The following is a 22,415-nucleotide window of genomic DNA, read 5'->3' on the forward strand; positions in this document are numbered from 1 at the left end:
ACTATTTGCTTGTCTTTATACCCTTTCTCATTCTTTGTAAAACAGGCGACACATCATCACTATCAATTTTTACATTGATAACACACACAGACTCATTCACAAGGGCTGCACTCATAACAGAGTGTAGCGTTTGTTCATCTTCTACTAAAGCTCCCATACCTCCAGAAATTACATCCACCATTTTTTCATAGTCCCATTCATGAATATCATAAAAAGGACCAGTAATTGAATTGCTTGCATAACCACCATTGTTTAACACACATACTATGGGGTTCAAACGACGAGCAACAATTGTGCTTAGTTCACTACAAGACATTTGAAAAGCCGCATCTCCCAAAATAACTATTGGACGCATCTTGGGAACGGCGGTTTGTAATCCTAGAGCGGCTGGTAGAGCGAAACCCATGCTTGGATAATATGCTGTTGCAAAGAATCCATGTTGATGGGTAATTAAATCACTTGCACCGAATAATGAATCCCCCACATCGGATACAATAATAGAATTGGCATTCAAAATACTATTTATTTTTTCAAAAAACCTCGCCACAGTAATTTTAACACCACTGCGTGGTCGGAACTCTTTGTTGATTGGGGCTGCAATGACTGTGGCTAAGCCCTCCCGGCGAATTGAGGCTTTAAATAAAGCCCGGATAAAATCTTCAAAACCAACCTTATCTGCATAGAAATGATTTTTAATACACAGTTCTGAAGAACACGTAACTGTGTGTTTATTAGCGGGCAAATTCTGGCAAGAAGATACGCCTAAAACCAACAAACAATCAGATGTATCAATTGTTTCCTGAACTTTTGGATTGCTTCCTGCTCCTGCATAAACCCCAATCGCCAAGGGATGACTTTCATCAATTAGAGATTTGCTTAAAAGCGTGGTAACTACCGGAATGTTATATTTCTCGGCAAACTTCAAAAGAAGGGCACCCAAGCCATGACGATCTAATTGAATTCCGCCCAAAATAACGGGCTTTTTAGCTTCATTCAACCAGTCTACCACTTCTGCCAACGCTTCTTCTAAAATCTCTTTATTACTTTCGGGAGCAGAGGGTGTGCCCTGTTTGTAAACATCATATACCAAAGTCTTATCAGCAATATCTTCTGCCAATTCAATGAATACTGGTTGTTTGTGATATTTTAATTTTTCCAACACAGAATCTATTTGATAGCCAGCAGTGCTAACATTATTCAATGTGGTGGAGGCACAGGTCAAATATTGAAACACTTTATTGTGATAGCTCTCCTGGCATTGGCCCTGTGATTTAGCCCCAGAAATAACAATAACAGGAGAATGCTCTGCTTTTGCACAAGCTATGGCATTTGCTATTTTCAAAGCTGACATTTGTGATACACAAACACATCCAACACCACGAATACGAGCATAAGCATCGGCGGCAAACGCCGCATTTATTTCTTGTGTAGTATGAACTACTTCAACGTCTGATTTGGACAATTTTTTGAAAAAATTAGTAATATGGTCTCCAGGCAAGCCAAACACATGTTTTACGCCCGCATTTTCCATTCTTTCTACTAAAAAGTCTGACACACTCGACATGAAATATTCCTTACAACAAGATTTCTGAAGTTGGACTATCAATAATGCCTATCACAAAGCCTTCCGAAGATGTTGGAAATCGTCTTTCCCACTCTATCCCCTCGCCAGCAACACAACCAAAATCTGTTGGTGTATAGGTGCTTGGAGTAAAACTGGGTATTATCTCTGGTGCAAAAGTCAACTGAACTGAAGGTTCCGGCTCGGCCATTTTCAATAATCTGAATTCTAACAAAAAACACCCAGGAACACAAGTGTCGAGTGCGGAGAAATTATAAACCAAGTAAGAATCTATAAGTTGATCTGTGCTTGTGCTACCATCTACATTAAGAATGTCATCGTAAACTAATTCTATTTCACCGGGTGAATTCAAAATACGAAACGCTTTTAAAGTTTGTCCTTTTTTATACGATGCTGGCAAAGTACCATGATAACCTCTCTGCACACGTATTAATTTGTTGGCTTCATCAAATCCCGTTACCAGCATTTGTTCGGGCAATCTTGTGCGATCTACCACTATGATATCATTCTGCATAATTTGTTGAAAACCAACATCGTCAGCCAGCCTAAAATACTCATCTGTTTCGCTAATGCTGGTCTTTAATTTAACATTACTCCACATGCTGGCTTCTACCACCAGTAACTCACTGGTAAGGTCCATAGGACCATCACAGTCAGAAACCGAGACTTTGAAGGCAGGTCGAGTATCATGACGCTTGATGCAGAAATCAGAACTGCAAGTAGTGCCGCAATTGTTTTGGCTGTAGCCAGGAACGCCGAGTTGTGTGTTGCAAACTGTCATATCCTATATATGTTCACAAAAAACATTAAAAAATTCCTATTCTATCCATGTCTGCAACCGCATCTTTCACACAGTTTAAGTTTCCAGAAAATTCTGTAAGCTGAATCCCGGCTTTCTTGGCAATTTCCTCTATTTTAGCTAATGCTTCAGCATTAACAGAAGAACCAGCATCTGCCCTGAAATTGAAATATATTATTTTGTCAATTCCAGCCGCTATAATTTCCAGCATACATCTGGGACAGGGAGGGGCCGTAATATAAATAGTTGCTTCTTTTAATGAACCAAAAGAGTGGTTAATAGCATTGATTTCCGAATGCACAATCATGTCGTATTTTTCTGGGCGGCTCCAATCCACTTCGTCATCTGCAATGCTTTGTGGTGGACCATTGTATCCCCAGCCCTTAGGACGATTTTCATCACCCACAATTACTGATGCTACTTGTGTGTGTGGGTCTTTAGAAAACAATTGAGCAATACAAAATGCCAGCCCCATATAACGCTCGTCTCGGGTAGGTACTTCTCGTGGTGGTGTTCTTTTTTTCATTCTATTAATTGCACATATTGAAAAATGTGATCTTTGTAAACAGCTTTAAAAGCTTTTAATTTGTTGCTGGCATCTGGGCTTAAATTGCGTATCAACAATGCTTCCGGCAAAGGAACATACATTTGCCAAAAGTTATTATCTTTCATTCTCAACAAACAAGCGAGCGGCACATAAGACAGTGATAGAAAATCAACACATCTGACATAATAGCAATCATTTACATTATCGTAAACATACCCGCCCAAAGGGGAGCCACATTCGCATCTTATTTTTTGCAAAGCATTTCTTCCCAATTCCTTATGCAAAGCCAACACGATTACAAAAGTACGATCTTTAGTACGAGTAAGTTGCAGATTTGTCTTGATGGCTCTTGTGTCTTTTTCCGACAATAAAGCAGGAACATTTGTCATATTGTCTAGTGATTGTTCATGTGCAATATCTGATAAATCACTGTAGTTCATAATTTTCTCCACTTATATTTGCCATTTTCTATATCAGCTAATGCATCTAAATCAAAATTTTTCTTGGCCACAGCGTGAGCGGCTTCAATTTTTTCCATTTTAACACGCATTGCAAACATCCACCGCACACTGCACTTATGCCCTGTGTGCTCAGTAAAACGAAAATAATCGCCATAGAGAAGATAATATGATAAAAAACACTGCTGAACGGAGGTTCTGAAATACTTGAGCAAATAAAGTTTTTCTTTTGGAATAGCCACTTCTTTGTTGGCAATAAATTTTAGCTCAGCATCTGAATCTAACATATTTGTATTCTATCAGAAGAGATATCATCTCTGCAAATAAATGTTTTTTGTTTTCCATTTGGATAAAATTTTGGGTGCAAATAAACAGTATTCCAATCATATTCTGGCTCTATATCCAACCCCGAACAATTTACCTTCAACAAAATACAATGCGAATGCACATGTATATCCATTGTGTCAACTATGTATTGCGGATCATCAGTTAAAAAAATGGGCTGCATTCCATAACGCTCTATATAATACCTTACATTTCCTAGTCCTTTGTGTCCTGTATTTATTCGTAATCCCTGCACAAGAATTGATGTCAGGTGTATTTTTTCAGCAAAGTGATATAAAATCATTATATCACTACCCCATAACACAGTTCCAGGTTTACCAATAAAATACCAGCCCTGAAACATTTGGGAATGCCTAACTGACTGCATCTATTCAACACACCCAACACCAGTTGAACACCTCCTTTTATGCCTTCCCTTTCAATCAATTCATAGGCTAAAGGCACGCCTTCTTCAATAGAGGTGTTTAATGCTCGATCAATACAGGCAGCGGATTTGAAAATATTGGGACTAATTCTGCCGCCACAATGAAGTTGCTTATTGGCAAAAAAATCTTGCAAGTATCCTACTGCCAATTCCTCCACATTTTCCAAAAAATAATCATCAACGAACTCGACCCCTTGCTCTTCTGTTTCTTCGTAAAAAAGAGTAGACACAGACATTTTATGCTCCTGTAAAGGGTACTGGTCTATTATTTAAATAATTATGACATCATAAAAAAAATGTGTCAAGGGGATTTGTCGTACCCTTGCTCTATATTCTTGAATATCGGATAGCCAGGGCAATTATCCCCCAAAGCTACTCCCTGAACATGGGGGTCAATACCTGTTATTTTGCAGTTTTCTAAAAATTCGTTTACCGTCTCATCCATGCGTTTTTTTGCGACTTTTTTGTGTTTTATGCAATACCACTGCCATGCCAATGGGTCTTCTTGTAAATATCGGCATTGTCGATGATCTCCCACAAACATTAAACAAATATCTTGCAACTGTTTTTGACTCAACATAATGTTTTCCTTACATCCAAATGTGTTGTTCTTCTCCAATGTCAGATATCAGCACTCCCTCACCGTGTGAAATTTCATGCTGATGGGCGACACACAAAATACCATCCTCTTCAGCAGACAATACCATATCTACCGCATCTATTCTGATTTTTCCGTCCACATACAGTTGTTGGCCTTCCACTCGGATTTTTTTAAACCGATCTACCTTAAACCAACGAGACGATCCATCAGGATTTGTGAGAGATAAGCACCCCTCAAAAGATGATACCTTTTCATCTTCTATGGGCGTATATTTGCAGTTTAAATAGTAGCCAAATGGCATCTCTGCCGATTTTCTGACAACGTACATATTCCAAGGCAACCCCACCTGTACCGCATGAAGACCAATTCCTTTGCGTAATTTGCACAAAATTTCTAATGCAGCAAATATCTTATACAATTCCACGGGGGATTTATCAGCAGAGCCAGCTTTGGGAATTTGGTCAACTGGAATTATTTTTGGGATAGTTTGGTCGTTATCGCATCGCTCTTTTGATACAGCCATTTACGTAATACCTCGGGTTGTCCCCTAAGTTCGTTAGGAATTTTCAGGATTACAGGAATTTCTTCTCCATCCACTACCACAAGGTCCAATCCCTTGGTAATCAGTTTTCTGAGCAATTCAGATTTGTTCCATCCCATTTTTTTCGCAGATACATCTAGTAATTCTTGCATCTCTAATGGAAGCGATATACTCATTACATTCTGTGCCATATTTTACACCTTATACTGTTTTTGGTCTATTTGCTTTTATGCGTTTCATTTGGGCCGCTTTTTCTTTTCGCCTACGGCGTTCTCCCTTGCTTTCAAAATACTGTTTTGATTTCCACAAGGTCATCACACCAGAATCCGTTGTTTTTTTTCTAAACTTACCCAACAAATTCCTAAAGTTTTCTTCGGGCGACTTTCCATGTTCCACCCGCAAAATCGCTCTACAATTCACTGCCATGTTGTACTCCTCAAGTCTCTATTTACTTTTAAAAATTTTGCACCCATTTTATTGGTTCGCATTTGTCGTACATTATCATAGAGTACGATCTCTTCTCTTTCTACTGGCGATGGCCACTTTTCTCGATCTAATTCCTTCAAAAATGACCCCACAGTAGATAGTATAACATCAAAAAAGTTATTTTTCCATACATCTACGCTATTTTCTGGTACAATATTAGGAAAAGAAAATATATATCGCCTTGGAAGTGTTTTATCCGCCAATAAATCATCTATCTCATACTCTTTTTGCCCATTATACCTTAAACGCTCATCTAATGCCACAAACGGGGCTCTTGCTGCCATAGACCAACGAGAAATACCAGAAAACACATCTAACACACATCCTACTGTTCTCATGACACCCATTAATTTTACCACATCCTTCTCAGTTGTATACATGCAACTGGGTAGTTCTGTGGAAAGATCATGAGTTGTAAAATTTTGATAAATAATGGGAGTAATACCACTGTCAACCAAGCTTTCTGCTAATTTTACCCAAAAACTCTTCGGACTCTTTATGTAAGTCAAAGACCCCTGCCGCCAGGACCGTATCTGTTCTACAGGATATAATAAAACTTTTGCACCACTTGCAATCAATTGCCTATTAAATTCGGCCCCTAAAATACCAGATGAAGGAACGCTCATCAAATATCTGCGAACATGTTTGAACTTATCCCAAAATTCCTTCTTGATTCCATTGTCATAAACTGACAAAAATACTTCTGGCCCGGCGACATCTTCCAACCAATAATTCAATTCCCTTCTAAAATGCACACTTAACTCAGATTCGTTGTCAAAACCATTGGCAGACAAAGCAAACTTTTTCAAAACACTTTCTTCACGTATCGTCCACACTTCATTCACATAAGGAAAAAGATGCTCATAACCGGGCCAAGTGCAGACAATGAAATATTTAGAAGTTTTTACTTGTTCACGATAACGCTTTAACAACATAGAAGAAAGTATAAAACTGGATCGTATGTCCCCAAAAAATAAAACAGTACAAATATTGGACAAATTGCCAGGGATGTCCTTCTCCACCCATCGGGTGCGAGTAAAACCACATTTATCTGCGGCTCGGGTTAGTATGGATGGGACATCAACATCTATCATGTGTAAGCTCCAATTCTTTTATCATTCTCTTTTTTCCATTGTTGTGCCACATGTTCCGTCTCTAGTAATCCAAAAATATCTTCATAGTTTCCAATATTCATTTCTAAAATAGCCCTCTTAGTCAAATCGATAAATGCCTCATTGTCATTATACGCATTCCAGAAATGAGAAACTATAAGTTTTCTTGGTCCGAAATCACATAAATTTCTTCTATAACCTTCTTGTCCTATTCCCCAAATTTGATCTGGACTTTCTGCTAAAATATAAGGCACTCCCATCATTCCAGCCAAACGTGTAGAAGCTGTCCAAAACTGCACTGTGAATTCGCATTGTTTCACAATCGCAAATGTTAGTTCTAAATCTCTGGCTTCTATCTTGCGAGACATGTCTATGATTCCATCAACAGGACAGGCTTGTGTACTCTGTTTTTCGCCCAACCAAATTGGATTATAACCCATGTCACGCAATAATTTAACCAATTTAACGTAAAATTCAGGCTGTAAATTCCTGCCATAGGTGGCTCTGCCTCTAGCGAAAACAGCCACACTTTTTGGCTTTAAATATTTTTTTGCTTCCTCCATCTTATCAGGCGAAGGAGGTGGCAAAGGAATTGCCAATCGTTTCCAAAAATGTATATCATTAAATAAAGATTTGACAAAAGTTGCGTTTTTACAATTAGGACATTCTTCGGTGTCTTCACGCCAATAATGATTGCATTTTTTACAAGAATTGACTATCGCACAAGCCGCCAAATGCTCAGGTGGGCAAAAATTACCCAATTTTGCCACTTCTTTATGCAAAAGGGCAATGTTTTTTGAGGAATTGCTAAATGCATTAGAGTAATCTCTAAGCCACTGATGTTCCTCTTTTAGTTCCCAAAACTCATCTGCCAAGTGTCGATACAAATAAGAACGACCGTACCATCCTAAGACAATTACATACAAACCGCCATAATTCTGTAATACTTTTGGGATGCTATAAAGCACAGATAATGTTTCACACCCAAACTCAAAAAGCGTAGAAATAATTAGAATTTTGCGAATATCTTTGGGCTTAGGCCGAGCATTAAATTTATGGACATTAAAACTAATATCCTCCATTGTTTCTTCTTTGGCTTTGGGGGGCGACTTGATTAACCTCATGTATTTCCCCGAATTCTAATAAGCTTGACTTGCGTGTTGCATTTAGGGCATTTGAAAACTCTTGGACCGCCACAATTAGCACACTTTTTTACTTCGGCAAGATGAGCCAAATCAGCAGATATGCCAGTAGATAGCTCTGTCCACTTGCAATGACGACAGTGCATTTTGAAGCATTTTTCCATGCTTTAGCAGAGTAAGCTGTAAAAAAATTGCATTCCTAAAACGAAAACAAATCTCTAACCCCCGCCACCAGCTACCGCACCATAGTTGGGGAAAGAATAACTGGCGACTGCGGTTTGATCTAATCTATTTGCACCAATTTGAATAGTATTAGCCACCTCCAGCACATCCATTGATGTAGAAACATTACAAACACTCAATTCTGAATTTCTGATTATTGCTCTGGCAAATAGAGCAGATATGCTGGTGCCTGCGGTGTTAATGAACGGTCGATAAAACCCAGTTAATACAACATTACTTACATTTACATTGCCCGATGTTGAATTATCATCAATGATAATGGGTCGATTGTTTGGTGTTGCGTCAAAATCAGTAGATGCTGATAATTTGCCAACTCTAATATTTCTATCTAAATTATATACTCGACCAGTATTATAATACCTGCCTGTGTAGGCTTCCGCAATTTGAATGTCAGTATTTGCACTATTTGAACTATTAGCGACCAATGAGACAATTGTAGCTGGTCCCAATCCTGCGTCGGCAAAACTATCGTAAATATTTTGTGAATATGTCCCGTTCTTATGAATTAACAACTCCTGCCCATTGGCCCATGTTGTTGTCACATCTCCCACTACTGTAAATGTCAATCCTAATGATGGTTGCCACCCATTGATACAAGTGCCCACTCCAGTAGAATTGCCGCCAGGGTTGAACGTAGAATTCAATATGGCACTGGCTGAAAGCCATCGATATGGCAAAATACCTCCTACTTCAGCCGACAATCTCCAACGACTCACATCTGCATCGTACCAAATAAAATATTGAGCCCCGCCAACAAGGCCATCTCTTTGATAAACTGTATGATCGTTCCATCCAGATGGATAATCAGAGGTTGGGTAGTAATATCCAGTCACATCGGGGCTTAATGTGCCAGTCACGGTACAAAAATCCGCTATACTTGTGCATAAAATATTGCTATACAATAACGGATCGCCATATAAGGTCAATTTTCCACCATCGGCAATTGTTATACCGTTCGCTCCATCCGTAGTTGTATCCCACAATATTTCGGCTGTATATGCTTTATCTAACACAGAACCTACCGTACCAATTCGCAATTCCCCAGTGGCACCAATCGCAATAGTATAATTACCCATTGTAAGCTTGGTTGATGCAGTCGTAGAAAAACTTAAAATCCCATTAACTACAATGCCTTTACTTGGTGTTGTGCTGTTGAGATCACAAGTCACAGTATCAGTAGACGCTATAACAACATCATCTGTGCCTATGGTTGGTGCAACACCACCCGACCATGTTGCACCAACCGACCATGTTCCACCACCAGTGCCATTGGATGTTTTTGTTGCCATAATTAATCTCCCTGTGGGCTAATAGAATAGGGGAAACTTTGCGTCATAGCTGTGCTTAAAGCATCTATTTTACCTTTAAGAACTTGAATTTGTTTCTCAAATTTAGAAGCATTTTCCCCTCGACTCTCAAAAGCATTTAATTTGCACTCCATTTCGTGCAATTGAATTTTTAATGCATCCAAATTCTTGATATCTTCTTCGGAGAAAGTCAGCCCCAAAGAACCGGGCTCCAAAGACTGATCCATACCCACAGTATTTTGTCTTATGGGATTTGGTGTTTGAGCAATACTTTTCGCCACATTAGCAACATCTTCGGTGCTTTCTACAATGTCCTTTGTAGAAAGCCCAACCATACGACGCCATTCTTTGACTAATTTGGGGTCTATTGCCTCATTCAAAACAGAAGGATTTTCTGCCTTTTTGGTTACTTGATTCCAATATTTAACATCCTGCTCGGCTGGCTTATCGGTGGGGTGCGTATTTTGCAGCCCAAAGAAGCTTTCCTCGGAGGTTTTGGGAGAAGGAGTTACATTTGCTGCATTCTTAAACTTACCATCTGCTGTTGCTTTTTCTATAATTTGAGCCCATTTTTCTAGCTCTTCTCTATCTTGATAATACATATTTGCCATATTTTTGACCTCTCGAATAATTAGTCACAGATATATATGTTCTAATTATTTATTTTCGGCCTTATTAATTCTATTACCTCCCATTGTGGATCATCAGGCGGCACACATTCCCTATCTGTGTAGTAATAGAACTCGGCAACAAACTCATAAGGCTTCTGAGCCACTTCGTCTTCTGACATGCCATCTAATAGGTCTTGGGCTATCTCAGCAGGGGTATGCCAAGAACTCTCCTTATTAGCATAAAATAGTTTAGACATTATGTTGGCAGCGGATTGAGCCGAATTGGGACGCTGCAATGTCTGAATGAGGAATTTCTTTTCTTCGCCATTTATTAGCTCACAAACGGCGTGAAAACAAGCCATTACCTGCCCTGGTTTGGGCTGGTGCTCCCGAATGTTGAAAAAATATTCGTTGAAATTAGATTGATCGATATCTTGATAGGTCATGAAAAACCCTTTCTTGTTCTATATAAGAAAGTTAGCAAATTAAAAAATTATGATATTTGCTCCATTATCTCCGCAATATATTCGCAATTATGAACATTTGACACATTACCAAACAGTGGCTCTCCGTTACCTAAAAAAAAAGGCCGGAACATCAACAAACAATGTTGTTTTACATACCTCTGGCACAACCACTGGTTGTGCAAAAATGTACAAATATTCTGTGCCTGAATTTGTAAATATTGAAAAATATCATTTTAATAAAATTTGTTACCTAAACAACCTAAATCCCAGGCTACGCATTGCATGGATGGTGTCAACAGCCAATTCACAGTCTTTAAGCATTGATGGTCCATCCACTATTGCATCTCTAAACAACAATGTTTATACAATTTCAATCCCTTACAATGCCAATAAACAACAGTGGGAAGAAGCGTATGACATAACTGCCCAAATATGTCCAGATTTGGTCTATACGACACCATCTACTTTTATGGCGTCTTATTTTGCCACAGAAAACAAAACACCACTTAACTGTGTGGTTATGTTTAGCTGTGAGACCTTGTTTGACGACACTCGTGATAAATCACTCAAAATATACACATCTGTTATAGATAAAATGAGAGCGTGGGATACGGGGCTAAGCTTTATAGAATGCAGGTACGGAACAAAACATATTGATGACGAATTATGTCTTGTTGAACAAAATAACTACAACGAAATTACAAGCACAGATTTTTTCAATTACAGCCAACCATACGCCTCTTGTAAAACCGATGATCTGGGCGTAATACAAACAAAGAGTTGCCAATGCGGCATTTATGGCAGGGTCTTTACAGAATTTACAGGAAAGTCTATACAATGTCTTTGGGATAATAACAAAACGCCTTGTGACCCACATACAATTACATCATTTATATCTTCATTTCTTAAATCAAAAAATCAAACACCTGTGCCGTATATGATTCGACAAAACAAAAAAGGAATAATCACCTTATTTATAGATCAGCAAAATGAGACATCTGTATTGATAACAAAAGATGTGTTAAAAGGATTATTGCATCAACCAGTGCAAATAGAACAATATGAGAATGCTCCAAGAAACAGCGACAATAAATTACTCTTTATCTCCTCCGAGTTCTCCTCTGTGCAATAAGAAATAATACAATCCTACAATTGCATTATTGATAGTCCATCGAATTGTTTGACAACCACCATAATGGCATTTTTCACAATTGTATTTCTTGTGTCGTTCTACACAACCTCCACCACAACTAGGTAATATGGGGCAATGAACACACTCCGTATCTTCACAGGGACTAATTGCTATAGCACTGTCTTCCTCTGCCAGTTTCATGTCATATATGGTTCCAATGGCGTCTTCGTCGCTTATTCCACCAATACATTTGGTCACATTACCGTTTGGAGCTATTGTGTAATAAAATCTCATATTCTTCATGCACCCCGGTAAGGTAGGAGCAAGAAACCTATATACTTCTGTCTTTCCTTTCAATGCTTGAATAGTATCATTGGTCACAATGGCAAAATCTTCTTGCTTCATGCCCAATTGATTTGGAAATCGAGTCATCGCTGGCGATGGATTAACAATACCACCGGCAGAATTTCTCTGATTGAGACCTTTGTTTAATATATCATCTAAAAATTGCTTGTATTGTTCAGAGTTTGAGTAATCAAGATTACTTCGCACATCTATTTCCAATCCCTTAGAATATCCAGCAATTAAGTTCTCCATAATAATGTCATAAGAAGATGGGTTGGCACCAATTAAAGGTCTTCTTGCGTCATGTATTTCACGCATCCCATCAATAGTAATTTGAACACTACGACAATTGATTGACAGCAATCGATCTATCATTTCGTTGTCTAATAATGTGCCGTTAGTAATAATATTGTTTGAGAATTTCACCCCTCTATTTTTGCAAACATCTTTAATTTTTTTGGCAAGATCACATACTATATTTGGGCACAACAACGGCTCGCCGCCATACCAAGTTATAGAAAAATTTATTGTAGGGGTGGAAGAAATACAATGGTCAATAAATCGCACAAGCTGATCTTGTACATCGGATGACATGTCGGTAGCCATGCAATATTCTTTGCACTCTTTTTCATAACAATAAAAACAAGCTGCATTGCAGCGACTAGTCACAACAATGACAAATTTCTTCTCTTGATTGTTGTTAAGATGATCTACATCAGTTTGTCGAAAAGTTGCAAACTCATCCTCATCAACAGGCACTAAAAATTTGTGTTTGCGAAGCTTTCTTTTGAACTTACTTAAACATAATGTGCTGTCGGCTATTTTTTGAAAATCCTTTAATCGATCATTCAATTTTATCAATGTGCCAGACACTTGGTTGTACAATAACCAAACATCTTCATGCTGCACCAATATGTTGTATTTAGAAAGTTTATACCTTTTAAACATCTTATCCCTTTATCAAGCTACCATATTGCTACAACAACCACTACAACCACAAACGCTACTAAAATCTGCTAATACAGTCTGACAAGCGTGGGGAGCATCTGTTCGAACAAATACTTCACACTCATCAAAGGAAAACAATCCATTAAACAAAATACGAAACAACTTGGGATACCATTTTCGTTGTTGAGTGCAGGATTTTTCACTTGTTGCTAACATTGTACCTCCTTTAGGACAAGCATATATAGCTAGTCTATAATAGTAAAATCTTCCTTGATTTTATCTATTACATCTTGTTTGACTATGGCACTTTCCGGCCAACGCAAAACATTCAAACGACCATCTTGGCTTTTTTCCTTAGGCACCATTTCTTTCCTAAGCTCTCTGGGGAAACTTTCAAATGTGTAATCTTTCCAATCCCCCATAGGCTTTTTAAGCCTCATTTGTAATAAATTGCCCCACTCGCATGTCGGCTCCCACCAAGCAATTTCTTCCTCAAATCTTTCAAAATCATCTTTCCAAATAGTAACAGTTTCTGCTCTTCCATTGCCGTCCACAACTTTGACCTTGTATCCTTTCTTAGACTTCATAATTCGAGGCTTCTCTATTATCTGCACCTCCACCGGCTTAATGGCATGATCGCCCTGTGCAATTGCTATATCGAACTCCTCAAAGGTTCTTCCTTTATAATCAGGAGATTGCGTCAACACATAATCCCAAGGAAAACCATAATATTTGTTTTCGGCAATAGACAAGTGATGTGATAATAAAACCTGCATTTCGTGATCTATTTTTCCCGATGGATTCCAATTATCCATTGTGATAACGGTATCGAGTGCTACCTTTTTCTCATTGTTGGCTTTAGATTTGTTATATTGATTGATGGCTGTAAAAACATCTTCGGCCATGCCGTCCAAACACATAGCACTATGCTTTTCAATAAATTCCTTTTTCTTCAGGTCTTTAAACTGAGCACACCAATCGCCATCTATTATTTTCTCATATTCTGATTGTACTAAGGATATAATTTCATCTAGACGATCTTGTTGAGAAGTAATATATCTCTTATCTCGATCTTTGCGTGATTTGCTTTTGCAACGATAGAATTCAGCAAATTCATACAAAACCATCGGTTCATCAGAAAAAACCCGTAAAGCAATCAGTGGCTTCAAAACATCAGCATAAGTGCCAAATCGTTCCATAAAATCTACAAAAGAACTATAGGGCTGTCCTGCCACGATTTTTTCAGCAACCTCATCACCAACACCCTTAATGTCCGCAAACCCTAAATATATTTCATTGTCTATAATTTCAAAATGAACCTTCGACTTATTGATATCAATACGATTGATCGGCACCCCAAATCTTTGGGCTTCTAATCTGTATTCTTTAATCTTGTCAGCATTTTTTTCACAACTCAAAATAGCTGCAAAGAACTCTAAAGGATAATGAGCTTTCAAATACAACAGCATTGCAGAAACAAACGAATATGAAGTAGCATGACTTAAATTGAAAGCATATCCCGAAAACTTTGCTATACTCTCAAAAAATTCATTAGCTTCTTGCTCAGAATAATCCAATCTTTGTTGGCATTGTTCCAAAAATTGAACTTTGGCTTTTTGGAAAACCTCGCCTTTTTTCTTGGAAATAGCCTTCACAATTTTATAACATTGAGGCAATGGAAAACCCCCAATAACATTGAAGATTTTCATGATCTGTTCTTGGTAACACATCACCCCATATGTTTTTTCCAAAATAGGCTTTAACAATGGATGCAACTCGTATGGCTCGCCCTTTTTTCGCTTACAATAGGTGGTGTGGAGTTGAGAGCCCATAGGACCAGGACGATATAAACTAGTGAATGCCACTAGATCATCAAATGAAGTCACACCACCCTTTTTTGCCAAATCCCTAATGCCGGGAGAATCAAATTGGAAAATGCACTTTAATTTTGCTTCGTTTGCCAAAGCAATAGCATCAGGATCATTTTGGTACTTCTCTGTGTCCGACCAATCATCCTGTGCCTCTAAATTACACATCCTGTCGATACCGTATCGCTCACGAATCAATTTCAAGCACTTAGCTATTTGCACTAAGTTTGTAATAACCAATACATCGACTTTCACCAATCCTACAGGGGCCAAGTCTTGAGCATGCAGTCCTTCAGTCCATGCTGAAAGCGGATTGCCTTGCTTGTCCACAACCAATGGAACAAAATCAGCCAAGGGCATGCTAGAAATAATCAAACCACCAGCATGTTTGCCCATTCCCCTTACCCTGCCATACAATCGCTTGGCAGCATCATATACCTCTGGATATTGCTCGCAATAAGCAGCCAATTCCTTGTTTAGCTCCAAAGCTTTTTCCCACGTAATGGGTTTATTTTCATCATCTTTATCTTCAATCTGGGTGGTAACCGTGTTGACTTCATCATGACTCAAGCCATAAACTCTGGCCATATCCTGTAAAGCAGATTTGATGCCATAAGTGGCATAATTACCAATATTACAAACATATTCCGCCCCAAAGGTTTGGGGAGCCCAGACATTTTTTAACCACTGTTGAATTTCAGGCAAGAAATCTGAATCTATGTCGGGGAACTCGGCAATAAACGTAAACTTTGGCGGTTGGCTGATATCAAATTCATCGGCTAGTCCTAAAAGATGGACCACCAACATATTGTTTTCATTTTTGGCAAACTTACATTTTCTTTCGTACAAATCCACTAAATAATAGTGCTCATCTTGCCAGTCGATATGTCTAAACTCCAATTTCAGACGATCTGCATATTGAGCGTTTGAACATAGTCCTAAGCTCTCTATTTTTTGCTGGCACAACAACTGTAGCTCTTTTTTATAATCTCTCATAATTCTACTATCACTATATCAGTTTGCTTGCATCAAATCAACAGATAATCACTAATTTAAATTATGAAAAACCTATCTTTTTATGTCTGCCAAACTGTCAATGAGAGTGGGGAAAAAGTCTATTTTAACACCCTCACAAGGCAACAACTGCCCATTTCTGCGACCTTTGACGAGTTGGAGTCCAATTTGTTTTTATCGGGACAAGAAAGAGAGTCCTTGTTGAAATTGTTGATAATTCATGACCCCCCAAAGTTTCTAAACTTTAACATAGCACCAACATTGGAATGTAACTTACGATGCACACACTGCAACTTCTCGCATCTTTTAGAAGCAAAGCAACAAAAACCATTAAATGTTGATAAAATTTGTGATTTTATAATACGATCTAATGTCAAAGATATCTGCATATTTTTTTATGGTGGAGAAAACCTACTGGAAGAAGAAAAATGCCATGAAGTTATAGACAAGATCAAATCTCATGCAAACATTTTACACATAGGCATGGTCTCTAATCTAACGATTGATCTAAATGAAAGAAGATTATCTTTAATTGAAAAATTAAGCCAACTAAGCATTAGTTTAGATGGTGGTAATGATTTGTTGAACGATGCACAAAGAATACCACTCACAGGTAATTGGAGTCCATTTGAAAAAACAACCAATAATTTGAAAATATTAATAACCAAAGGACTGAGGCACAAAATCAATTTGAAAGCTTCTTTTGGCGATGCATCCAATACACCAGAACTACGAAAAGAATATTATCTCTTTGCTCTTCAGTTTGGATTTAAACCTGAACAAATAAACATAGGGCTTATCGGACCACATTCCGAGTGCAGGAAAACCACCAAATCTTTTGCTGATATATTGTTAAAACCTATATTCACGCCTACATGGTGTTGTAAATACAGACATGAAGTATTATTAACCGACTATACAGAAAATATATTTAGCGATTATTATACATATACAAAGATAGGAAATTTATCAGATAGTTTGAGTACAATCATAGAGAGAAGAAATGACCTAATTTTAAAAACCATGCCCTTGCTAAATGACACAAAATGCATGAAGTGTCAAGCAGCAGGGTATTGCTGGGGAAGCTGTGCGATGTTGGATTTTGTTGGGGGAAAAAGCAATTTTTGCGATCCAGTAGCTCTTCAACACCAAATACAAAAAATGGCCAATGACAACAAACTATGCTAAGGAAAAAAAATGATGACAACACTAACAGATGCAGAAAAAATCACTTTTGAGTGTCCAGATGCAGAAAAACTACAACAATTGCTGGACGAGTGCTTGTGTATGGAAATTAATGCGGGCACCAATTCAAATTCTACTGCTGGCTATGTTTGTGCTTGCCCCGTATATACAATTTCAATAACCTAATGAATCTTTTGCAATGTTATAATCAATATTACAAAAACCCAACCCTTGAAAGTGCCAAACTTTTATGGCAAGAAATTCAGTCCTATAACTTTTGCGATTATGTCGATTTTGCTTCAGATGTAAAAGCTGCCCGTGAGGATTGTAAAAATTTTAGTTCAATTTCTCTAAGGACAAATGGCTCCACAAATATACCTCGGGAATATAAATTTGGTCCGTTTTTCGATTTTTGGATCAATAGCATGGAGTCTGCAATCAAGCCAAGCATAGGGAAAACAATATACATTCAATCAATGTTTCCTTGCGGAGATAAAAAAAATGCTATTATGCGTGTTAAAGATAATTCTCTTATGGATTATGCTGGCATTTTTTATTGGGACCAAAACAATGCCCTATCTTTTTTGATAAATTTCCTTCATAGCGTAAAAGAGCCAATCACTATCAGCACCGTCTCTAATACACTACTTTTTCTATTAGAACAAAAAAGTTTCTTAGAGTTCTTAAAACAAGACAAAATACTTGCTATCCGTACTTTAGATTGGGAGCCTTTTTTCAAATCCAGCAAAATACCATCCTCGATCCACCTTAATAACAACATGGTTGATTGGTCAATCACATCTAACTTTTACACCTGCCCATTTCGCACATTGCATTTTTTTCCAACTTTTTCTGGAAACACAAGCTTAATCAATCTTGCAAATAATCAAATTGAATCTGATGATTTATTTGAAATCAATCCGCAAGTCAGAGTGTGTAATTGTGGAAAGTCATATTTAAACTTCAAATTTATACCGCATGTCAACAATGCAATAAAAATAAACAATAAAATAATATACGAACCAAGTTTTATAGAAAAATTAGATTCTTGCTATTTAAACCTTCAGTTTGTTCAAACAGGGCAAGAAACTATTGATATATTATATATTGGAAATATATCACAACATGACAAAGATGCCATCAACACATTGTTTGAAGGTAGAACTAATTTTGTAAGAAACAAATATCTCGTAATTGGAAGAAAACTAATTTGCTTTTACCGCAATTCCAATAACATTCCTTACCAATCATATTCTGGCATCACAATTTTATAATCAACTTCTTTAATGATCCTATTTCCGTCTTCGACAAAGGCTTGGATTTCCTGCCCTCCCAATTGGTTGTTCTCACACCATGCTCAATATGCTGTATCACCAACTTTTGTAATGTTTTTTTAGAATCCCAGTAATCTGCAAACACATCATCATACCATCCAGCAGTGTCCCAATCTTCTGGATAGTATTTTAGCCTCGTAGCATGAAACAACTGAAAAAACCCAAGTATACGCATGTTGTCACCATCAATATACATTTGTTTGCCAGAAATATTGTCAATTTCATACCTTACCGCCCCATATAAAAACTCTTTATCTAAAGTCAATCCTTCGATTATTTCCCTAAAGTTATCTGGAAGAATGATATCTGCGTCTAAAGCAAGCATCCAATCTTTTTTATCCAAATAACTTATGGCATCATTTAGTCCCTTACCTTTGTTAAATGCTGCACCGCCTTCATAAAATCGACTTGATTCAACACATTCTATTTGATGCTTTTTACACACACTCTTGGTTGCCACATCTTCTGTCGAAGTAATGATTACCCATCTGTCAAAATGCTTTTTGTTTGAATATAAACACACATCCAAAAAATCACTATAACCCACGCAAGATGTAAAAACTTCTAAATACATAATTAGGCGAATTTAATTACCGATTTGCTGAAAGTGCTAACATCGTTTTTGGATAATATTTTTGATCTTCTGCCACACCAATTTGTTGCAACAATCCCATGTGGCATATGTTCGACTACTACATCTTCCAACATTCTATGTCTTCCGTTCCAATAAGACACAAATTCCAAATCATAATTTCCAGCATGGGGATAAGATTCTGGATAGACCTTGGCCCTTTGCATAACATCAGAATGTCCATTAAACAATTGAAAATAACCCCAGGGCGAAATTACAGGAGTCACATCAGTCCAACATTGGCATGTATCCAAACTTTTCCTTGGAACTCCATATAAAAAATCATTATTCAGTTTTTTAGCACCAATCATTTCCCTAAAATCAGCAGGAAGAATAATATCAGCATCTAAGGCAAGAACCCAATCTTTCTTAAACAAATGATTTATAACATCGTTTAGTGCTTTTCCTTTATTAAATTTATCTCCATTATTATAAAATCTTCGAGACTCCACACACTCAACACCACTTTTCTTGCATATGTTTTTTGTGTTTTCATCTTCTGAGCTTGTGACAACAACCCATCTGTCAAAGTGCTTTTTATTTGCACTTATGCAAATGTTTAAGAAATCACCATAATTCACACATACTGTAAAAACTTCCAAATAATTAATCATATGCCCTTAGTGTGAAATCAATAAAACTACTGTTAATGTTTTCTATTCTATCGCCTTTTATTTTATATCCTATTTGATTGGTTCCCTCATAATGAGTCATATCTTCATTTAATTTTAATTCGTCCCGCCAAATACCTTTGTCTGTTGGCCATCTAAGACTGAGATTTAAACCATCAATGGACCAAGTTTCTGGACCTTGTGGAGTGTTTAATGTTCCATTTGGATAAGCCACAAATCGTCTGTGTTTTCGACCATTAACATAGTGTTCCCAAACTCCATCAAAAGAAAACTTGGGCATTCGCTCTTTAACCACGCCTTTTTTAAAAAATGGCTCCAAAACATCTTGCACAACATCTTCCACAACTATCGATAAATTTGCCTGTTTAAACCAATCTCTATAAGTCACTAGTGGCTGATTTGTTTTCTGAAAATTTCCTTCGAAACCATATCCCATTTCTTGCAACTCATCTTCTGTAAAGACTAAATGCACATAAGCCTTATTGATATGTTTGTATAAGTGTCCACCATGTCTTGATAAAAACGGATGACAACGAACAAAAATATCTGTATTTTTATTTGCTACCTCTCTTACTTTGGTTAGGATGCCTACAGGATCAGTTGAATGATCTAGAACATCATAAAGCATGATAAAATCAAATGGCGACATTGCTTTAATTTTATCAAAATTAGTGGTCAATAAATACTTACCCTCTTTTTCCCACTCAAAAGAAGAACTCTCCACAATGTCGTACCCTGCTGCTTGTGATCCCAACTGAGAAGCCACAACAGCAACATGTCCTAAGCCACAACCAAAATCTAAGAACTTTTTGCCATCAACCTCCCAATTAGAGAAATTAATGATTGAATCGGCACGTTCAAATAAATCATCTTCAGATTCCATGCATATTAGTTCTTGGGGCACCGCAACAGGCCAACTTTCACTATGTAACAAATCTTTTAATTGTAGAATTTTAAACTGGGCATCCCAAACTTTACATTTTGTCAAAAATGTTCTGATTTCATCCAAAGATTGCAGCACTTGCTCTACTGTTTCTATCATAATTACACCATTAAAAAAGCGGCTTATTATATCTACTAATTCTGTTACTTTTTATCAAATTGTAATAATTCCACCCTCTGTGAAATTGATTACGATTAGATTCTACAAAATGATATCCATCAAAATTATTCATGTTAAAATTTTTGTAACTACAACACACCTTACTATCTAAGTGTATTTCATTGGGATGTAGCTCAAGAATTTTGTCTTTCGATATGGTAATTTGATCCTTATGCAAAAAAACCAATGCTAATAATCCTTGCTCGTCCGCAGAGTTTAAATTTTCAAGCTCGCCATACTTACGCCACACTCTACATATATCTTTTTGAAAATCATGACCAGGAACCAATCCAATCAAACCAGAGTTGTATTTTTTTGTCTTTGGTAGATAACAACTATATCGTCCAAAATATCGAGTTGGCTCATCCAAACACAAACACCTTTTGCCGCCAAGAAAATCGTCTATTTCTGGCAAATGTTTGCAAATTACAACATCATTATCCATTATAATTTCATATGACTCTATCCTTATTCTAGCTGGGCAAAGTTTCCATAGCGTTCCGAGATTTTCCTGTGAGAGAGGGCAATCACAAATCTTCTGCTCATATAATGTGAGTAAATGAATTTTGGCAACTTCTCTAAGCCTATCAAGCTGTGCTTCAGTCAAATTATTGTAACACACAAACCAATCAAAATTATCTCTGCCCAATGCGTTTATTGTTTGAATGACCGATTCCTCAAAAATATGAAACCCAACCCTTGAGGGCCTTCCAATTGTCCATCGAAATATCGGCTTTAAAATCATATCAGTTAAATTTCACTTCATTTTTATCTACCACATTAGATAAAAAATCATCCAATGTTTTGTGTTTTTCAGGGTGTAAATGACCGGCATATACCCTGATTTTTGGATCAATGGGCAGTTTCCACTTGCTACAATAATAATAGTAACTCCACACATTGCTTAAGTCATAAAGTCTTTGGTCGGAAAGATTGTGTTTTTGATGCAACTCCACACAATCAATAGGTAAAAATCTTCCGCCACAAACAATAGCTTTTCTCCAAAAATCATAGTCCTTATACCCCCATGCCTCAAAATCAGCACTAAATCCCCCATATTCCCAATAAGTTTTTTTTGCAAACAATACGCATCCAGCAAACGGGTTTTTATGCCCCACAATATCTACATTTTCTACCCTATGATCCGGCACCAATAAAGACTCATGCTTATATGGATTATCTCTCACCATTCGTATAGAAGAAATATCTACATCTTCTTTAAAAGAAAACAGATATTTGGGAAAGATAAACAATCCATCTTCTATCAATGATGCATTGTTTAAAAAGTTTGTAGGAAGAATTCTATCGCTGTCCAAGTACCATATGTGATTGCCACTACTGGCCTCAATGGCTGCATTAAGGGCTTCGCCAAGCCGATAAAACTTTCCTCTTCTCTCTATCTCTAAAACTCTCCACCCCTCTGGATGTATGTCTGTTTGTCCATCCACACATAAAATTTTTTCACATGTGGCAACATAATCCATATCATTCAGACAATCAATCGTATTAATAAGCTGTCTGTGACGATCTGTAGAGTATAAAACAACAATACTGAGCAT

General features: G+C 37.3%; 25 protein-coding genes. 3 read left to right on the top strand and 22 right to left on the bottom strand.

Annotated features, from left to right (window positions below):
• Position 1: 1 nt before the first annotated feature.
• From M0R80_01650 to M0R80_01720, 15 genes are all read right to left on the bottom strand, one after another.
• Positions 2-1,564 (bottom strand): thiamine pyrophosphate-binding protein, encoded by a 1,563-nt coding sequence (locus tag M0R80_01650; protein MCK9458330.1) that lies wholly within the window; start codon positions 1,562-1,564, stop codon positions 2-4.
• Between the two features lie 10 nt (positions 1,565-1,574).
• Positions 1,575-2,363, bottom strand: a complete 789-nt coding sequence (locus tag M0R80_01655; protein ID MCK9458331.1) for a hypothetical protein — start codon at positions 2,361-2,363, stop codon at positions 1,575-1,577.
• A gap of 25 nt (positions 2,364-2,388) precedes the next feature.
• Positions 2,389-2,907 carry a deaminase gene (locus tag M0R80_01660; GenBank protein MCK9458332.1) on the bottom strand — a complete coding sequence of 173 codons (519 nt, stop codon included), beginning with the start codon at positions 2,905-2,907 and terminating at the stop codon, positions 2,389-2,391.
• Positions 2,904-3,368, bottom strand: a complete 465-nt coding sequence (locus M0R80_01665) for a hypothetical protein (GenBank protein ID MCK9458333.1) — start codon at positions 3,366-3,368, stop codon at positions 2,904-2,906. Before M0R80_01665 ends, M0R80_01660 begins: the two co-directional genes overlap by 4 nt.
• Positions 3,365-3,673, bottom strand: a complete 309-nt coding sequence (locus M0R80_01670; GenBank protein ID MCK9458334.1) for a hypothetical protein — start codon at positions 3,671-3,673, stop codon at positions 3,365-3,367. The genes M0R80_01665 and M0R80_01670 overlap by 4 nt, the downstream gene beginning before the upstream one ends.
• Positions 3,674-4,013: 340 nt before the next feature.
• Positions 4,014-4,391, bottom strand: coding sequence for a hypothetical protein (locus tag M0R80_01675; GenBank protein MCK9458335.1), 378 nt, complete (start codon positions 4,389-4,391; stop codon positions 4,014-4,016).
• Between the two features lie 65 nt (positions 4,392-4,456).
• Entirely contained in the window at positions 4,457-4,735 is a 279-nt protein-coding gene (locus tag M0R80_01680) for a hypothetical protein (GenBank protein ID MCK9458336.1), read from the bottom strand.
• Positions 4,736-4,745: 10 nt separating this feature from the next.
• Positions 4,746-5,279 carry a peptide deformylase gene (locus M0R80_01685; protein ID MCK9458337.1) on the bottom strand — a complete coding sequence of 178 codons (534 nt, stop codon included), beginning with the start codon at positions 5,277-5,279 and terminating at the stop codon, positions 4,746-4,748.
• On the bottom strand, positions 5,228-5,488 hold the full coding sequence (locus M0R80_01690; protein ID MCK9458338.1) for a ribbon-helix-helix protein, CopG family: 261 nt from the start codon (positions 5,486-5,488) through the stop codon (positions 5,228-5,230). The genes M0R80_01685 and M0R80_01690 overlap by 52 nt, the downstream gene beginning before the upstream one ends.
• Before the next feature lie 10 nt (positions 5,489-5,498).
• Complete coding sequence (gene rpsU / locus M0R80_01695; GenBank protein ID MCK9458339.1) at positions 5,499-5,723, bottom strand: 30S ribosomal protein S21; 225 nt, start codon at positions 5,721-5,723, stop codon at positions 5,499-5,501.
• Positions 5,714-6,877 carry a hypothetical protein gene (locus M0R80_01700; GenBank protein ID MCK9458340.1) on the bottom strand — a complete coding sequence of 388 codons (1,164 nt, stop codon included), beginning with the start codon at positions 6,875-6,877 and terminating at the stop codon, positions 5,714-5,716. The genes rpsU and M0R80_01700 overlap by 10 nt, the downstream gene beginning before the upstream one ends.
• Entirely contained in the window at positions 6,874-8,019 is a 1,146-nt protein-coding gene (locus M0R80_01705; GenBank protein MCK9458341.1) for a hypothetical protein, read from the bottom strand. Before M0R80_01705 ends, M0R80_01700 begins: the two co-directional genes overlap by 4 nt.
• 236 nt (positions 8,020-8,255) lie before the next feature.
• Positions 8,256-9,569: a G8 domain-containing protein gene (locus M0R80_01710; protein MCK9458342.1), complete on the bottom strand. Its 1,314-nt coding sequence runs from the start codon at positions 9,567-9,569 to the stop codon at positions 8,256-8,258.
• A gap of 2 nt (positions 9,570-9,571) precedes the next feature.
• Positions 9,572-10,198 (bottom strand): hypothetical protein, encoded by a 627-nt coding sequence (locus tag M0R80_01715; GenBank protein MCK9458343.1) that lies wholly within the window; start codon positions 10,196-10,198, stop codon positions 9,572-9,574.
• 41 nt (positions 10,199-10,239) lie between these two features.
• On the bottom strand, positions 10,240-10,644 hold the full coding sequence (locus M0R80_01720; GenBank protein MCK9458344.1) for a hypothetical protein: 405 nt from the start codon (positions 10,642-10,644) through the stop codon (positions 10,240-10,242).
• Positions 10,645-10,693: 49 nt separating this feature from the next.
• Here M0R80_01720 and M0R80_01725 point away from each other — a divergent pair, with 49 nt between their 5' ends.
• Positions 10,694-11,797 (top strand): hypothetical protein, encoded by a 1,104-nt coding sequence (locus tag M0R80_01725; GenBank protein ID MCK9458345.1) that lies wholly within the window; start codon positions 10,694-10,696, stop codon positions 11,795-11,797.
• On the opposite strand, the gene M0R80_01730 is transcribed toward M0R80_01725, so the two are convergent.
• Together M0R80_01730 and M0R80_01735 are read right to left on the bottom strand one after the other, a co-directional pair.
• The gene (locus tag M0R80_01730) at positions 11,759-13,090 is read right to left on the bottom strand and encodes a radical SAM protein (protein ID MCK9458346.1); all 1,332 of its coding nucleotides are present in this window, start codon (positions 13,088-13,090) and stop codon (positions 11,759-11,761) included. The genes M0R80_01725 and M0R80_01730 overlap by 39 nt on opposite strands.
• Before the next feature lie 245 nt (positions 13,091-13,335).
• Positions 13,336-15,954, bottom strand: a complete 2,619-nt coding sequence (locus M0R80_01735; protein MCK9458347.1) for a hypothetical protein — start codon at positions 15,952-15,954, stop codon at positions 13,336-13,338.
• A gap of 63 nt (positions 15,955-16,017) precedes the next feature.
• Between M0R80_01735 and M0R80_01740 the strand changes: the two genes are divergently transcribed.
• Together M0R80_01740 and M0R80_01745 are read left to right on the top strand one after the other, a co-directional pair.
• Positions 16,018-17,160: a 4Fe-4S cluster-binding domain-containing protein gene (locus M0R80_01740; protein ID MCK9458348.1), complete on the top strand. Its 1,143-nt coding sequence runs from the start codon at positions 16,018-16,020 to the stop codon at positions 17,158-17,160.
• Positions 17,161-17,342: 182 nt separating this feature from the next.
• Positions 17,343-18,431, top strand: coding sequence for a hypothetical protein (locus M0R80_01745; GenBank protein ID MCK9458349.1), 1,089 nt, complete (start codon positions 17,343-17,345; stop codon positions 18,429-18,431).
• Here M0R80_01745 and M0R80_01750 read toward each other — a convergent pair.
• From M0R80_01750 to M0R80_01770, 5 genes are read right to left on the bottom strand one after another with little or no spacing between them, the layout of a single operon-like run.
• The gene (locus tag M0R80_01750) at positions 18,418-19,065 is read right to left on the bottom strand and encodes a hypothetical protein (protein MCK9458350.1); all 648 of its coding nucleotides are present in this window, start codon (positions 19,063-19,065) and stop codon (positions 18,418-18,420) included. The two genes, M0R80_01745 and M0R80_01750, sit on opposite strands and share 14 nt — an antisense overlap.
• Before the next feature lie 2 nt (positions 19,066-19,067).
• Complete coding sequence (locus tag M0R80_01755; protein ID MCK9458351.1) at positions 19,068-19,736, bottom strand: hypothetical protein; 669 nt, start codon at positions 19,734-19,736, stop codon at positions 19,068-19,070.
• A complete protein-coding gene (locus tag M0R80_01760) occupies positions 19,729-20,796 on the bottom strand; it encodes a class I SAM-dependent methyltransferase (GenBank protein ID MCK9458352.1) in 1,068 nt (355 codons plus the stop codon). Before M0R80_01760 ends, M0R80_01755 begins: the two co-directional genes overlap by 8 nt.
• Before the next feature lie 10 nt (positions 20,797-20,806).
• Entirely contained in the window at positions 20,807-21,601 is a 795-nt protein-coding gene (locus M0R80_01765; GenBank protein MCK9458353.1) for a hypothetical protein, read from the bottom strand.
• A gap of 1 nt (position 21,602) precedes the next feature.
• A complete protein-coding gene (locus M0R80_01770) occupies positions 21,603-22,415 on the bottom strand; it encodes a glycosyltransferase family 2 protein (GenBank protein ID MCK9458354.1) in 813 nt (270 codons plus the stop codon).

The organism is Pseudomonadota bacterium (genome assembly GCA_023229365.1).
In the GTDB taxonomy this organism is placed as follows: domain Bacteria; phylum Myxococcota_A; class Polyangia; order JAAYKL01; family JAAYKL01; genus JALNZK01.

What these genes read in the sequence shown, in the direction of transcription:
- M0R80_01650 (MCK9458330.1), bottom strand. Translation starts at nt 1,564, where the DNA reads ATGTCGAGTGTGTCAGACTTTTTAGTAGAAAGAATGGAAAATGCGGGC.
- M0R80_01655 (MCK9458331.1), bottom strand. Translation starts at nt 2,363, where the DNA reads ATGACAGTTTGCAACACACAACTCGGCGTTCCTGGCTACAGCCAAAAC.
- M0R80_01660 (MCK9458332.1), bottom strand. Translation starts at nt 2,907, where the DNA reads ATGAAAAAAAGAACACCACCACGAGAAGTACCTACCCGAGACGAGCGT.
- M0R80_01665 (MCK9458333.1), bottom strand. Translation starts at nt 3,368, where the DNA reads ATGAACTACAGTGATTTATCAGATATTGCACATGAACAATCACTAGAC.
- M0R80_01670 (MCK9458334.1), bottom strand. Translation starts at nt 3,673, where the DNA reads ATGTTAGATTCAGATGCTGAGCTAAAATTTATTGCCAACAAAGAAGTG.
- M0R80_01675 (MCK9458335.1), bottom strand. Translation starts at nt 4,391, where the DNA reads ATGTCTGTGTCTACTCTTTTTTACGAAGAAACAGAAGAGCAAGGGGTC.
- M0R80_01680 (MCK9458336.1), bottom strand. Translation starts at nt 4,735, where the DNA reads ATGTTGAGTCAAAAACAGTTGCAAGATATTTGTTTAATGTTTGTGGGA.
- M0R80_01685 (MCK9458337.1), bottom strand. Translation starts at nt 5,279, where the DNA reads ATGGCTGTATCAAAAGAGCGATGCGATAACGACCAAACTATCCCAAAA.
- M0R80_01690 (MCK9458338.1), bottom strand. Translation starts at nt 5,488, where the DNA reads ATGGCACAGAATGTAATGAGTATATCGCTTCCATTAGAGATGCAAGAA.
- rpsU (MCK9458339.1), bottom strand. Translation starts at nt 5,723, where the DNA reads ATGGCAGTGAATTGTAGAGCGATTTTGCGGGTGGAACATGGAAAGTCG.
- M0R80_01700 (MCK9458340.1), bottom strand. Translation starts at nt 6,877, where the DNA reads ATGATAGATGTTGATGTCCCATCCATACTAACCCGAGCCGCAGATAAA.
- M0R80_01705 (MCK9458341.1), bottom strand. Translation starts at nt 8,019, where the DNA reads ATGAGGTTAATCAAGTCGCCCCCCAAAGCCAAAGAAGAAACAATGGAG.
- M0R80_01710 (MCK9458342.1), bottom strand. Translation starts at nt 9,569, where the DNA reads ATGGCAACAAAAACATCCAATGGCACTGGTGGTGGAACATGGTCGGTT.
- M0R80_01715 (MCK9458343.1), bottom strand. Translation starts at nt 10,198, where the DNA reads ATGGCAAATATGTATTATCAAGATAGAGAAGAGCTAGAAAAATGGGCT.
- M0R80_01720 (MCK9458344.1), bottom strand. Translation starts at nt 10,644, where the DNA reads ATGACCTATCAAGATATCGATCAATCTAATTTCAACGAATATTTTTTC.
- M0R80_01725 (MCK9458345.1), top strand. Translation starts at nt 10,694, where the DNA reads ATGATATTTGCTCCATTATCTCCGCAATATATTCGCAATTATGAACAT.
- M0R80_01730 (MCK9458346.1), bottom strand. Translation starts at nt 13,090, where the DNA reads ATGTTTAAAAGGTATAAACTTTCTAAATACAACATATTGGTGCAGCAT.
- M0R80_01735 (MCK9458347.1), bottom strand. Translation starts at nt 15,954, where the DNA reads ATGAGAGATTATAAAAAAGAGCTACAGTTGTTGTGCCAGCAAAAAATA.
- M0R80_01740 (MCK9458348.1), top strand. Translation starts at nt 16,018, where the DNA reads ATGAAAAACCTATCTTTTTATGTCTGCCAAACTGTCAATGAGAGTGGG.
- M0R80_01745 (MCK9458349.1), top strand. Translation starts at nt 17,343, where the DNA reads ATGAATCTTTTGCAATGTTATAATCAATATTACAAAAACCCAACCCTT.
- M0R80_01750 (MCK9458350.1), bottom strand. Translation starts at nt 19,065, where the DNA reads ATGTATTTAGAAGTTTTTACATCTTGCGTGGGTTATAGTGATTTTTTG.
- M0R80_01755 (MCK9458351.1), bottom strand. Translation starts at nt 19,736, where the DNA reads ATGATTAATTATTTGGAAGTTTTTACAGTATGTGTGAATTATGGTGAT.
- M0R80_01760 (MCK9458352.1), bottom strand. Translation starts at nt 20,796, where the DNA reads ATGATAGAAACAGTAGAGCAAGTGCTGCAATCTTTGGATGAAATCAGA.
- M0R80_01765 (MCK9458353.1), bottom strand. Translation starts at nt 21,601, where the DNA reads ATGATTTTAAAGCCGATATTTCGATGGACAATTGGAAGGCCCTCAAGG.
- M0R80_01770 (MCK9458354.1), bottom strand. Translation starts at nt 22,415, where the DNA reads ATGCTCAGTATTGTTGTTTTATACTCTACAGATCGTCACAGACAGCTT.